The 12716-nt window shown below is 57.6% G+C and carries 11 protein-coding genes; 3 read left to right on the forward strand and 8 right to left on the reverse strand.

All coding sequences use genetic code 11. The features are described 5' to 3' along the window. Nucleotides 1-200 precede the first annotated feature (200 nt). Nucleotides 201-2717 carry a phosphocholine-specific phospholipase C gene (locus XX99_RS02705; RefSeq protein WP_050057811.1) on the reverse strand — a complete coding sequence of 839 codons (2517 nt, stop codon included), beginning with the start codon at nt 2715-2717 and terminating at the stop codon, nt 201-203. Nucleotides 2718-2933: 216 nt separating this feature from the next. On the opposite strand from XX99_RS02705, the gene XX99_RS02710 reads away from it, so the two are divergent. Continuing rightward, on the forward strand, nt 2934-3311 hold the full coding sequence (locus XX99_RS02710; protein WP_050057812.1) for a Fur family transcriptional regulator: 378 nt from the start codon (nt 2934-2936) through the stop codon (nt 3309-3311). A 92-nt stretch (nt 3312-3403) separates the two neighbouring features. Here the strand turns inward: XX99_RS02710 and XX99_RS02715 are convergent, their stop codons facing one another. The 4 genes from XX99_RS02715 to XX99_RS02730 are packed head-to-tail and all read right to left on the reverse strand — an operon-like array spanning nt 3404 to nt 5652. Further along, the gene (locus XX99_RS02715; RefSeq protein WP_050057813.1) at nt 3404-4006 is read right to left on the reverse strand and encodes a hypothetical protein; all 603 of its coding nucleotides are present in this window, start codon (nt 4004-4006) and stop codon (nt 3404-3406) included. Nucleotides 4007-4050: 44 nt separating this feature from the next. After that, a complete protein-coding gene (gene rpmG / locus XX99_RS02720) occupies nt 4051-4203 on the reverse strand; it encodes a 50S ribosomal protein L33 (protein ID WP_050057814.1) in 153 nt (50 codons plus the stop codon). Continuing rightward, on the reverse strand, nt 4200-4430 hold the full coding sequence (gene rpmB / locus XX99_RS02725; protein WP_050057815.1) for a 50S ribosomal protein L28: 231 nt from the start codon (nt 4428-4430) through the stop codon (nt 4200-4202). Before rpmB ends, rpmG begins: the two co-directional genes overlap by 4 nt. 10 nt (nt 4431-4440) lie before the next feature. After that, nucleotides 4441-5652 (reverse strand): GTP-binding protein, encoded by a 1212-nt coding sequence (locus tag XX99_RS02730; RefSeq protein WP_231581119.1) that lies wholly within the window; start codon nt 5650-5652, stop codon nt 4441-4443. Between the two features lie 302 nt (nt 5653-5954). On the opposite strand from XX99_RS02730, the gene XX99_RS02735 reads away from it, so the two are divergent. Continuing rightward, on the forward strand, nt 5955-7070 hold the full coding sequence (locus tag XX99_RS02735) for a homocysteine S-methyltransferase family protein (RefSeq protein WP_050058088.1): 1116 nt from the start codon (nt 5955-5957) through the stop codon (nt 7068-7070). Beyond that, a complete protein-coding gene (gene metH, locus XX99_RS02740) occupies nt 7067-9826 on the forward strand; it encodes a methionine synthase (protein WP_050057817.1) in 2760 nt (919 codons plus the stop codon). The genes XX99_RS02735 and metH overlap by 4 nt, the downstream gene beginning before the upstream one ends. Nucleotides 9827-9874: 48 nt before the next feature. Here metH and XX99_RS02745 read toward each other — a convergent pair whose 3' ends face one another. The 3 genes from XX99_RS02745 to XX99_RS02755 form a co-directional block, all read right to left on the reverse strand. Continuing rightward, entirely contained in the window at nt 9875-10882 is a 1008-nt protein-coding gene (locus XX99_RS02745) for a methyltransferase (RefSeq protein WP_446444259.1), read from the reverse strand. Between the two features lie 197 nt (nt 10883-11079). Next, nucleotides 11080-12054 (reverse strand): HTTM domain-containing protein, encoded by a 975-nt coding sequence (locus XX99_RS02750; RefSeq protein ID WP_082125192.1) that lies wholly within the window; start codon nt 12052-12054, stop codon nt 11080-11082. Then, nucleotides 12051-12596: a hypothetical protein gene (locus XX99_RS02755; RefSeq protein ID WP_050057819.1), complete on the reverse strand. Its 546-nt coding sequence runs from the start codon at nt 12594-12596 to the stop codon at nt 12051-12053. The genes XX99_RS02750 and XX99_RS02755 overlap by 4 nt, the downstream gene beginning before the upstream one ends. Nucleotides 12597-12716 lie beyond the last annotated feature (120 nt).

Here is a 12716-nt window from a genome sequence, read left to right on the forward strand (position 1 = left end):
CGGCGGCCTTATAAGGCATTTGTCCTGCTTAGCGCAATTTGTGCGAGGGGATATCAGAAGAGCGCAGCCGGTTTGGATTTCAACGCAGCGGTCGCACGTGGCGTCCATGGTGGGATGAAGGGATCTTGGGTTGAAAGCCGGAGCGAGCTCGATTCGAGCCCGCTCCAGAATTCTAGGAAACAGTGATAACAAGCTCTGCCCTAGACAACTCCTCCCATGAAGGGGTCGGTGAAGCTGGAGCGGCCAGTTTCTACGCGGCCGGCGTAGCGCGTCTCCGCGGAGGAGCCTTCGGTCTTGATGGTGAAATCGTACCAGCCATGGCTCTGTTCAAGAGGGATCACGATCGAGACATCGTGACCGCCAGCCACGGTTTTTGTGATGGAGGCTGCCTTGTACGAATTGTCCTCCACTGCAATTTTTGCGGGCTGTGTACCGGGATTGCGTAGATGCACCTCTGCATTTCCCGTCAATCGTCCGCCCTTCCGCTCGTAGGTTACTCGCGTCTGTAGCGGCTGGGTATGCGGATCGCCTGCGAAGGAGCGATAAAAGCCGTTTGGCCCATGCACGTCGATGAGGTAACGGGAATCGGCGAAGAACGTCAGAGGGTATTCCCGGGTAAGCGTGTCTCCGGCTTTTACCGCATAGGACGCAACCGTCATCTCGCCGCCGGAGGATGTTTTACGGAGGTAAACATTGAAGGGCGCTCCGGACGAGCGGCTGCCGTGGACATGAGCACCGGCCGTCATGCGCAACTGAAACGTGGTTCCATCCTCAGTCAGCAGGCCATCCACATAAAGTTCATAGGGAAGCGCGCAGGCGGGCCGGATACCTTTCTCCTGATGAGAGATGAATTCGGAGTGAATCGAACCCTTATTGATCGTTTCTATCTCGGCTGAGCTCAGCTTTTTGTAGTTGGAGGGAATTTCTTTATAACGCGCCTGCTGAATACCGACGACAAATTTGTCGCGATCCAGAAAGTCGAGGGATTTTTCCTTCGTGTCATACGGCCGGAAGTTAGAGGCCAGATCCCCAGAGACGGAGCGCCGCCACGCGCTGATATTTTCTTCCTTCACCACTTTGCCGTGCTTGTTCTGGACGAAGTGCTCGAGGAACATCAGCGTCGAGGTGTGGTCGAAGAGCTGAGAGTTGACCCATCCTCCGCGCGTCCATGGAGAAGCGACGATCATCGGCACGCGGAAGCCCATGCCGATGGGGCCGGAGCGCGCTTCCTTCGCTGAAACGCCCTGATCCAGCTCGTCCTGAGCATAGGTGTATTCGAGCGCGGTATCGATGCCCTCCGAGGCTCCGCCAGTCTCGGGACGTTTGGGGTCGGCGGCGACGAACGAGGGCGCGTGGTCGAAGTAACCATCGTTTTCGTCGTAGGTGAGAATGAAGATCGTCTTCTTCCAGACCTCGGGGTTCTTGGTCAGGATGTCCATAATCTCGGAGACGTACCATGCTCCGTACCACGGAGAAGACGGATGATCCGAGAATTTCTGAGGGCCGCTCAGCCATGAAACAGCGGGCAGCTTTCCTTCATTGACGTCCTTGCGGAACTGATAAAAGATGTCTCCCTTGGGAACCATCATCTCCTGCTGCTTGCCCTGGTCTTCGAAGGCGAGCGGCTCCAGAGTGCGGTAGTGAGGATCACCGGCATTGGTGACGAACGCGGCGTGATGCAAGGCACGCTGCTGGTCGGTCATCTGCTTGTAGCGCGTCTCTCCGCTGTTCTGAAGCGAGGCCTGAAGCCTTTGAATCTGGTCTTGCGCATGTTGGAGCCGGACACGGAGCTCTGCCGCTACCTGCGGGTCCTGTTCCGTCGACAAGCTATGCTGGAGGCGCTCGACCTGATGCGTCGTGGATGCCAGCCTTTCCTGTATTCCGGAGACGCTGCCAGCGTATGCGTCGACGTTGTAGGCTGCGAAATCCTCGAGCACGTTGCAGCCGTAATTCGACAGCCAGGAATTCTCTTCCGGCGTGAGACCGCCCGCGTGCGTCAATTCATTTTGGTAGAACTTCCAGTCGATGCCAGCCTCATGCAGACGCTCTGGAAAAGTCTTCCACTTCATTCCACCGCGTTCGATTTCGTCATTGCGCATGTAGACTTTGGAATCCGCGCGCTGTTCATCGCGCACCGTGCCGGTCCAGAAAAAACTGCGGTTGGGCGTGGTGCTGGTCATCACCGAACAATAGTTCTGGTCGCACACGGTAAAGGCGTCGGCCAGCGAGTAATAAAAGGGCAGATCCTCGCGCGTGTAGTGCCCCATCGTCATCGGGAGATTAGCATACTCCTTGTTGTACGAGCGCTTCGCCTCCAGCCAGCCGTCATGGTGGCCGTCATTCCATGCGTCCACCTGGCTGTTGCGCGAGTGTGGAACGGAACCCATCCACGTAATGCGGGTGTCGCGAATATCCAGCCGCCAGGGAGCGTAGGAGTCTCCGGCTGCGTCTGTCTGCACGAAAACCGAGTTGCCGTTGGCGAGGCGAAGCGCTCTCGGATCGTTAAATCCACGAACCCCTTGCAGCGTGCCCAGCGAGTGGTCGAAGGACCTGTTTTCCTGCATCAGGATCACGATGTGCTCGGCATCCAGATAGGTTGAGCCTTGAGCTGGCTCGATGGCGTACGCGCGCTTGATAGATTCCGGCACAAGTCCCGACACGCCGGCCGTACCCGACAACATTGCTGCAAGTTTGAGGAAATCCCGTCTCGTCTGCATGATTATTTCTTTGGTACAACAATTCGGTTAGGAACTGATGAAAGAGCACTCGCAATATCAAAGCTAAAATTTGACCGGACGGAATCTCTGCGGGCGTTTTGCAGACATCTTACCGAGATGTCTGGCCCATCGGACGCTGCTGCTCGACAGTGTGGTGGGATTGAGTATTGATAACGCGCTTTCAAGAGCATAAAATCATGTCCTGGTTCCTTAACTATGGCGATTCAGATCAGACAAACCCGGCAAAAAGAAGCGATTCGCAATGCTTTCCTCAAGGCCGACCGGCCTTTGTCTCCGGAAGAGGCGCTTGGGACCGCCCAGACCGAGGTAGAGGCGGTGAGTATTGCCACCGTCTATCGGAATATCAACTTGCTGGTCGCCGAACAGTGGCTTATTCCCGTCGAGATCCCGGGCGAGTCGACCCGTTACGAGGTCGCAGGCAAGGAACATCATCATCACTTTCACTGCAATGATTGCGGGAAGGTCTACGAGGTCGAAGGATGTGCTGTTCCTGTGAAGACTAAGCTTCCGAAGGGATTCCGCATGACCGGCCATGAGTTTTTCCTGTACGGAACATGCGCGGCCTGCCGCTGAGTTTTAGTGGCTCACTCTTCCGAGCGCGGCTACTCCTCTGAACACATTCGCACCCAAGCCGACGGCTATGCGAGCTGAGGCATAAGACCTCTTCATCCGGTCAGCATCTGCGTCGGGGCGGCTTCATCCTGTCTCGCGGGAATAATTTCAGCGTCTGTATGACAGGCTTCAATTTCACGCGCCAGTTCGCGCCACGCGTTTGCGATGAATGCAGGCGTGGCGGCACGGCGCTTCCAGCCGCACAGGCATGCTTCCCGGTAGCTAAGGCCAACGATTTCTGCAACCCAGCTTTCGTAGCTTCCAATCCACCGCAGCGCCATGGGAAGAAGAGTTAGATCCTGCGTTCTGGGAAGACCGGTCATGGCTTGGGACTGCCAGCAATCCTCGAAGAAGGCGAGTCGCGGCGTGAAGTCGTATCGATTGAGATAGACGCCATGGCTTCCACCGAAGTAAATGCCAAAGCCCCACAGCCTGATGTGCAGGCCTGCGCTGAGACAAAACGTGTACTGGCTTGAACCGGATTCCTCGGCCGGCGGTCGAAGGCGGTCAAATCCGTAGGCGAGGAGGAGATTCCCCTCCTCACGTTTGACATCCTGTCCCCACAACCAGCATTGCTGATTCAGGAGCGCCCGGCCTCTGCGCAGAATCGCAGTGGGGAGAAATGCGGACGGGTGGTTCTTACCGGTTCCGTTCATGCCGATGAGTCACGCAGCCGCTCTGGTTATTGCCAGCCATCGTCTTATATCTTTGCCTCGCGATACATCACATGCTGGCGAATCACCGGATCGTACTTCTTGAGCTGCAGCTTTGCGCTTTGGAGCTTTGGATTCTTGGTTGTGGTGTAGAAGTGACCCGTCCCCGCGGATGAAATCATCTTGATGATTGTTCTCATTTGCTCCTCTTCGAGGCTCTGGTGAGAGCGGCATTGATTCCGAGCTTCTGGATGGTACGCAGACCGCGAGCCGTCACCCGCATACGCACAAAGCGGTCTTCACTTGGAATCCAGATTCGCTTCCATTGCAAGTTCGGCTCCCAACGGCGCCGTGTTTTGTTGTTGGCGTGCGATACGCGGTTGCCGGTAAGCGGACGCTTTCCCGTGATTGGACAAATTTTAGCCATATTGCTTCCTCTATACCTCAGCGGTTATTGGTCGATCGCGGAACATCTCGGCGAAGGGGTCGTTGTATCGTTTCCACCCATCAGGACCGGCCGCCATCTCTTCCGGAGTAAGCAGTGCTTCGTTCAGGCGCGCTTCCAATGCGGCACGATCCATCTTCACCCCGATGAAGACGATCTCCTGGCGACGGTCGCCGTACTTCGGCTCCCACACCCTGCCGATATAGTCCCGCGTCTCTTCGTCGTGCACCTCGTCCGGCTCTCCCGCGGCAAGCCACTGGCCCTGCGGATCGACAGAGAGGGTCTTGCCGGCGATCGAAAAGAGGATGAGATCGTCGTTCGCGGAGGCCAGCCAGAGGAAGCCCTTGGCGCGCAGAACGCCGGCGAACTCTTCATTGGTGAGTGCCTCAAGACGTGCGGGATGGAAGGGACGTCGCGCCTGGTAGACGAAGTTTGCGATGCCATACTCCTCGGTTTCGGGCGTATGAAGGTTATTCAGCTCACGTATCCAGCCAGCGGAGGTCTCGGCCTCTTCCATATTGAACAGCTTGGTATTCAGGATGGCGTGAAGCGGGACTTCGCCACGAACAGCTCGAACCTGTTCTGCTCCAGGATTCAGGTGCTGCAGAATTGCTTCGAGCCGCGCTAGCTCGTCCAGGCTTATCCGGTCTGTCTTGTTGATGACCAGCACGTTGGCAAACTCGATCTGGTCGATCAGTAGATCGGAGAGAGTGCGCTCGTCCCCGTCATTGAGCGCGAGATGACGGTCGCGGAGATCGTCGATGGCCTGGAAGTCCTCCAAGAACTTGGCTGCATCTACGACGGTGACCATGGTGTCGAGCTGCGCCACCTCGGAGAGCGTGTCTCCCGCCTCATCGACAAAGGTGAAGGTTGCAGCGACGGGGAGGGGTTCCGAGATGCCGGTCGACTCGATGAGCAGGTAGTCGAACCGGCCCTCGCGAGCAAGCCGCGAGACCTCCTGCAGCAGGTCGTCGCGCAGCGTGCAACAGATGCAGCCGTTGGTCATCTCGACCAGCTTCTCTTCGGTGCGGCTCAACTTGGTTTCGTTCTGCGCGATGAGCTGGGAATCAATGTTGATTTCGCTCATGTCATTCACGATGACGGCGACGCGCATCCCCAGGCGGTTGTTGAGTACATGGTTCAGGACGGTGGTTTTGCCTGCGCCGAGGAAGCCGGAGAGAACGGTCACGGGAAGTTTTTTCATGGAGGGCCTCATCTATTGCTATTGAGAATACCATAGCAATAATAAGCTGAAAAATGAGGGAAAAGCTTTCCGGTCCGAAAAAGAGGGTTCTCTGATTCTGGGAGTGGCGATTGGCCGAGGCCGGAGCGGCCGGCCGTATGAGCCGGCTGATTTCGATGAGATGAAAGAGTCCCAGGCCACGCTCTTTCCGTTCCTTCAGAAGACCTTGCCGCTCTCGCACTGTGCGTGCTAGGGAGACGCTCCCCACCTCGCTATAATGGAAGGATGGCTGAATGTGGCAGAGCGAACGTGAGCGCACACCGATGAATACATCCGACCAGCATCCTCTTCAGAAGATTCTCGAGAGCCGTATCGCCATCATCGATGGAGCGATGGGCACGACGATCCGTACCTACGGCATGAAGGAAGCCGACATTCGCGGAGAGCGTTTCAAGGATTCGACGAAAGATCTGCTGAACAATGGCGATCTGTTCTCTCTGACGCAGCCAGACATGATCTGCGACATCCATCGCCGGTTTCTGGAAGCGGGCGCGGACATCATCGAAACGAATACCTTCGGCGCGACCAGCATCACGCAGAGCGAATTTTTTGTGGACGACCCACGGGAACACGGCGGGCGCAAGGATCCTGAGTTCTACCAGAAGATTGTCGACGATCCGTTCCTGGGCGGGCTAGCCTGGGAGATCAACGAGAGATCGGCGCAGCAATGCCGCGAGTGGGCCGACCGGGTGGGCAAAGCAACCGGGCGTCAGCGCTTCGTGGCGGGGGCTATCGGGCCGCTGACCGTCTCTCTTTCGAATTCGCCCGATGCCGATGACGCAGGTTTTCGGGTCGTCACCTTCGACCAGGTGAAGACCGCGTATGCGCAGCAGGTGCGCGCCCTCATTGCGGGCGGGTCGGATCTGCTTCTGGTCGAAACGATCTTCGATTCGCTGAATGCCAAAGCGGCGCTGGTTGCGATCCGTGAGGTCTTCGATCAGGATGGCCTTGCTGCTCAGGGCAAAGAGCTGCCGGTGATGATCTCGGCTGCCGTGGGACGTGGCGGCGAGACTATGATCTCCGCGCAGACGGTGGAGGCATTCTGGAATGCGGTCGCGCATGTGAAGCCGCTGTCAATTGGGCTTAATTGCTCTCTCGGTCCCGACCTGATGTATCCGTTTCTCGAAGATCTTGCGGATAAGGCGGACGTGGCCATCTCGTGCTATCCAAACGCCGGCCTGCCCAACCCGTTGGCGGAGACCGGATTCGATCTGGGACCGCAGGACATGGCTGGCTACCTGGGCGACTTCGCGCGTGGTGGACTGATCAATATTGCCGGAGGATGCTGCGGCAACACTCCGGAGCATATCGCTGCGATCGCGAAAGCGCTCGAAGGCAAGGCTCCGCGGCCGCTGAGCCGAATCGAGGTTTCAGCATGAGCGGAACGTTGGAGACGAAACCGCTCCGCCTCTCGGGATCACAACCATTCACACAACAGTCCGGCGTCTACATCATGATCGGCGAGCGGACCAACGTGGCCGGTTCGCCGAAGTTCGCGAAGCTGGTGAAGGAAGGCAAGTTCGAAGAAGCAGTCAGCGTGGCCCGGCAGCAGGTGGAGAACGGAGCCAACGTCATCGATATCTGCATGGACGAGGGCATGATCGATGGCGTCGCAGCGATGACGCGCTTCCTGCAGCTGCTGGCGAGCGAGCCTGAAGTCGCGAAGGCGCCCTTCATGATCGACTCCTCGAAATGGGAGGTCATCGAAGCTGGCCTGAAGTGCCTGCAGGGCAAGGGCATCGTCAACTCCATTTCGCTCAAGGAAGGCGAAGAGAAATTCCGTAAGCACGCCGCTACCGTGCTCAAGTACGGCGCGGCGGTAGTGGTCATGGCCTTTGACGAACAGGGCCAGGCTGCGACTTATGAGGAGAAGATCCGCATCTGCGAGCGCGCCTACCGAATCCTGGTCGACGAGGTGGGGTTTCCTCCCGAAGACATCATCTTCGATCCGAATATCCTGACGGTTGCCACCGGCATGGAGGAGCACAACAACTACGCGGTGGACTTCATCAACGCCACGCGCTGGATCAAGGCCAATCTGCCTCATGCGAAGGTGAGCGGCGGCGTCTCCAACATCTCGTTCAGCTTCCGCGGCAACAACAAGGTTCGCGAAGCCATGCATTCGGCGTTTCTTTATCACGCCATCGCAGCAGGCATGGATATGGGGATCGTGAATGCCGGCATGCTCGAAGTGTACGAGGAGATCGAGCCTGAGCTGAAGGTGCTAGTTGAAGACGTTCTGCTCAATCGCCGTCCCGACGCGACAGAGCGACTGGTGGAATATGGCGAAACGCTGAAGGCGGCTGGCGCCGGTGCAGCGACGAGCGAAAAGAAGACTGAGGAATGGCGCAACGGCACGGTCGAAGAGCGCCTTTCCCATGCATTGGTCAAGGGCATCGATGCCTACATCGAGATCGATACCGAGGAGGCCCGCGTCAACCTTGGCCGTCCTCTTCTGGTTATCGAAGGTCCGCTGATGGCGGGCATGAGCGTGGTCGGTGATCTTTTCGGAGCGGGCAAGATGTTCCTGCCCCAGGTGGTGAAGTCCGCGCGGGTGATGAAGAAGGCTGTGGCGCACCTTACGCCGTTCATGGAGGCAGAGAAGGCGGCGCTGGAGGCATCCGGCCAGGTTGTGAAGGCCCAAGGAAAGATCGTTCTCGCGACCGTCAAAGGCGATGTTCACGACATTGGCAAGAACATCGTTGGCGTGGTGCTGGCCTGCAATAACTACGAGGTCATCGACATGGGCGTGATGGTCTCATGCGAAAAGATCCTCGAACGCGCCAAGGTTGAGAAGGCAGACGTGATTGGCCTGAGCGGCTTGATCACGCCATCGCTCGACGAGATGGTGCATGTGGCCCGCGAGATGGAGCGCCAGAGTTTCAAGCTGCCGCTGCTGATCGGCGGGGCGACCACCAGCCGGGCGCACACCGCGGTCAAGATCGCGCCGCACTATAGCCAGCCGGTTGTCCATGTGCTGGATGCCAGCCGCGCAGTCCCCGTCACGACCAGCCTCCTGAGCGAGGACGGCAAGGCGGAGTTCGTGGCGAAGCACGCCGCCGAATATGAAGCGGTCCGCAAGGCTCACAGCGCTCCGCGCCAGAGTGTCGTATCCCTCGAGACCGCTCGCGCGAGACGGACTCCGATTGTCTGGCGTGCCGAAGATCTGGCCGTACCCGCTTTCAACGGTGTGCGCGTGCTGGATAACTTTCCCTTAGCGATGTTGCGCGAGTTTATCGACTGGTCGCCGTTCTTCCACACCTGGGGATTGAAGGGCATCTATCCCCGAATTCTTGAGGACCAGCGTCAGGGCGCAGAAGCGAAGAAGATTTTCGCCGATGCCAATGCGCTTCTGGATCGGATCATTGAAAAGAACCTGATCACGGCGCGCGGTGTCTACGGCTTCTTTCCAGCTAATGCCGTGGGCGATGATATCGAGCTGTACACGAACGACGCGCGTGGAAAGGTGCTCGAGCGGTTTCACTTCCTCCGCCAGCAGGCGAACAGGGAAGGCAATGAGCCATGCCGGTCGCTCGCCGACTTTATCGCGCCGAAAGAAACGGGGCTGCCGGACTCCATCGGTGGTTTCGCAGTCACCAGCGGGATTGGGTTGAAGGAGCTGTGCGATCGCTTCAGGGCTGACAATGACGACTACAACGCGATCATGGCAGAGGCTGTTGCGGATCGCCTTGCCGAAGCTTTTGCAGAATGTCTGCACAAACGTGTGCGGGATGAATGGGGTTTTGGTTTGGAAGAGAAGCTGAATCCCGCGGATTTTATCCACGAGAAGTATCGCGGCATCCGGCCGGCTCCGGGTTATCCGGCGTGCCCGGATCACACGGAGAAGGGCACGCTCTGGCGCTTGCTCGATGTGCAGAAGAACACTGGAATGCTGCTTACGGAGTCGTTTGCGATGTGGCCCGGATCAAGCGTAAGCGGACTCTACTTTGCCCATCCGGAATCGCGATACTTCAGCGTGGGCAAGATCGACCGCGATCAGGTTGCCGATTATTACAAGCGCAAGGGCATGAGCGTGGCGGAGGTGGAGCGCTGGCTCGGCCAAAACCTGAACTATGATGCCGCGGAGTCTCCGCTCGTAGACGAAGCAGTGCCGGTAGGAGCAGTTGGGAAATGAATGCTCGGATGGGCGGGGGAGTGATCCGGCATCTGGATCAGCTGGGACTTATTCCTTAGCCGGCTTCGCTTCGAGTATTCCGACGTTCCGGACCATTGGAGCGTCAGTTCCAACCGGATATACCTCGGTCAGGACGAATCCGGCTGACTCAAGAAGCACTCGCCATTCACGCTCGCTGCGCTCTCGACCGCCGGTGACGGCAAGCATGTTGAGGTCGCTCATCAGGTGACTTTCCAGCTGCGGGTCGGCGTGCGAGACGAGCGATGGAAGGATGAATTCAACGATCAATAAACTGCCGTTCTGCGGAATCACCGCGCGGCAGTTTTTGAGGATGGTGATTGCCTCTGCGTCGCGACGCCCGTGCAGCACATGCTTAAGGATGTATACGTCGGCTCCCGGCGGGACCGCTTGCATGAGATCGGCTGCAATCAGTTCGCACCGGAGGGCCGGATCTTCCTGCGCGAAGCCGGATCTGGCTGCATCGACGCTCGGTTCGAGATCTACAAGCAAGCCTCGCAGATGCGGATTGAGTCCCAGCACGGCAAGAATGAGCGATCCGCCGCCTCCGCCGAGATCGGCGACCACCTTTGCGCGGGAAAAATCCCACGCCTCGGCGATGGAAGCATAATCTTCTACTGGAGCCGTGCCCATCACGGCGTGAAAAATGGAGTCGGCGCCGGGGTCCTGCGACCAGCGCGAAGGTATCCTCGGATCGCGGATCTGCGCGGCCGGCTTCCCGGTGCGGACGCAGTCGGTAAGCAGAGACCACTCGTCGGCCAGCAGATCTGCCCAGAAGATGACGGCTGCCCAGACGGAGTCAGGCACATCCCTTCGCAGCGGTTTGCCGAACGGAGTCAGCCGAAAGTGTTCAGGTGATGTCTCCTCGGTCACGCCGATACTGGCGAGGGCGCGCAGCAAACGATAGAGCGCATCGGCATCTGCCTGACAGCTCTCTGCCAGGAAATCAACGCCGCGTACCTCGTCTCCAAGTGCATCGGCAACGCCGAGGCGCGCAGCCGCGCAAAGCATCCGGCTGCGGGCGTATGCCATTGCCATCTCTACTAGCCCAGGATTCGCTGTTACATTGCCGATGCCGCCGCCGGATTGAGCCAATGAGACACCCCAAAATTCAGGGTGAGGATATCAGAGGAGACGTATCTACTATCGAATGATTCGACGTGCCACCGGCATTGCTGCTGGCAGCACGATGGTTTCCGCCTGGAGATCTAATGTTGATGCGAACTCGTCGGCGGTTAGTTCAGGCTGCTCTGAGACGCGTGGCCAGCGACCTCGCCTGTTGAGGTGCGTTGTGCGATGGATTGCCACCTCCGGGCGAGCCGCGCAAAAACTGTTTTCAAGTCCTCGGGTTCAACAAAGAGCACGTAGGCCGACAGTATGTCCCACTCGAACATCGGCACGTTCAGCGTGTATTCAAGGCACAAGTGGAAGAGCAGGCCGGCGAAGAGCAGCGGATACCGGAACCGCTTGAACCAGACGGCTAATGGAAAAAGCAGCTCGAATCCAAGCGTGGCCCAGCTCCCCAACTTATACACCGTCGGATGTTGGACCCAGTTGGGAATAGGAAATCTCTGAATCTCCCGCAGGTGAAAGACGTAATAGAGAGCGGTTCCATCCCACCACGAATGACCTTTGGCCTTCCACCAAAAGGAGATGAAGTAAATCACTGCTATCTGATACTGAATCAGGCGCTGTGCCCAGGGAGCGAACATAGATTCAGGTGCGGGGTTCTTTCCGCGGCGGCGTTTGCTGCGCAACAGGTCAATCGATAACGCCTGCCCGGCTGGTGCAAAGATCAGGAAGAATCCCGCGATACGTAAAAATGTGTCGCCGCCATGAATAATGAAGGGCATTCTCTCGTTCATGGACGTGAGCCCAAGAAATACGATGATGCTGCTCACTCTGGTCCACAACCCCAGCGTGAGGAAGATTCCCGCAATGAAGAAGAGCCAGAAAAGCGCCAGAATCCAACCGTCATTTTGGGGGATTACCGAAAACAGATTCAGCCGTATCTCCGGTTCGATCAGCTGCATCGTCTCCATTTTGATCCAGCTGTGAACGCCGAACCAGGAGAGCCAATCGGCGTGGAGGAGTGCCAGTGTTCCGCAAACGCAGAGACCGTACAGGATGCGAAAGGTCCCCAGGGGAAGTGGCGAGATCGGCGTGAAGAAGAAATCTGTCCAGGCATCCTTCAGCTTTGGAACAATCATTGCAGATCCCCTGGCTGGATGTATTGCTCGAAGAAGAGCGTGGGCTTGGCGTTGGCATCATCGGCGGTTTTTGTCTTTCCTGGGTCGATCGCAGACTCAAACTTGACCAGCATCACCTTGTCCGGAGGGTCGTTCGGGTTGGCGTAAATATAGGCGACCCGCTTTGCTACGTCCGGCCAAAGGCCTGAGTATTTGTCAGGCAAAATGCTTTCCGTGAACTTCCGATAACGCTCCTGGCGATATTTCTGCCAGACAGAGAGATCCTCCATGCGAGGAAAGGCATACACGCGCATTTTAGGGGCGTCGGTGATTACGACGGCCTTCATGTATTGATCGACTGACTTGGGGTTGGGGGCGAACATATCCCAGGACTGATTGAGACCTACCCACAGCACATAGGGACGCACTATCTTTCTGAAGCCCGCGACAGGCCGGATCTCGGAGGGAACGCTCCAGATAAAAATGACGATGATGTGGAACGCGATAAACGCGCTGAGCGCAGCTGAAGCCCTCACCTTGTTTGGGGTCGATCTAGGGCTCATAACAAAACGCCTTTCTGGGGCAAAGATTTCCGAGTAAGGTTCACAGCAATTTTCATCATTCTTGTTTTCATAGTTAAAGTTGCGCCCGGATATTCCCGGATATTTCGGTGACCCTTCCTA

Source organism: Silvibacterium bohemicum (assembly GCF_001006305.1).
Taxonomy (GTDB): Bacteria; Acidobacteriota; Terriglobia; order Terriglobales; family Acidobacteriaceae; genus Silvibacterium; species Silvibacterium bohemicum.

Bases quoted from the DNA above. Each gene is read 5' to 3' on its own strand.
- XX99_RS02705 (WP_050057811.1), bottom strand. From the start codon at position 2,717: ATGCAGACGAGACGGGATTTCCTCAAACTTGCAGCAATGTTGTCGGGT.
- XX99_RS02710 (WP_050057812.1), top strand. From the start codon at position 2,934: ATGGCGATTCAGATCAGACAAACCCGGCAAAAAGAAGCGATTCGCAAT.
- XX99_RS02715 (WP_050057813.1), bottom strand. From the start codon at position 4,006: ATGAACGGAACCGGTAAGAACCACCCGTCCGCATTTCTCCCCACTGCG.
- rpmG (WP_050057814.1), bottom strand. From the start codon at position 4,203: ATGAGAACAATCATCAAGATGATTTCATCCGCGGGGACGGGTCACTTC.
- rpmB (WP_050057815.1), bottom strand. From the start codon at position 4,430: ATGGCTAAAATTTGTCCAATCACGGGAAAGCGTCCGCTTACCGGCAAC.
- XX99_RS02730 (WP_231581119.1), bottom strand. From the start codon at position 5,652: ATGAAAAAACTTCCCGTGACCGTTCTCTCCGGCTTCCTCGGCGCAGGC.
- XX99_RS02735 (WP_050058088.1), top strand. From the start codon at position 5,955: ATGAATACATCCGACCAGCATCCTCTTCAGAAGATTCTCGAGAGCCGT.
- metH (WP_050057817.1), top strand. From the start codon at position 7,067: ATGAGCGGAACGTTGGAGACGAAACCGCTCCGCCTCTCGGGATCACAA.
- XX99_RS02745 (WP_446444259.1), bottom strand. From the start codon at position 10,882: ATGGCAATGGCATACGCCCGCAGCCGGATGCTTTGCGCGGCTGCGCGC.
- XX99_RS02750 (WP_082125192.1), bottom strand. From the start codon at position 12,054: ATGATTGTTCCAAAGCTGAAGGATGCCTGGACAGATTTCTTCTTCACG.
- XX99_RS02755 (WP_050057819.1), bottom strand. From the start codon at position 12,596: ATGAGCCCTAGATCGACCCCAAACAAGGTGAGGGCTTCAGCTGCGCTC.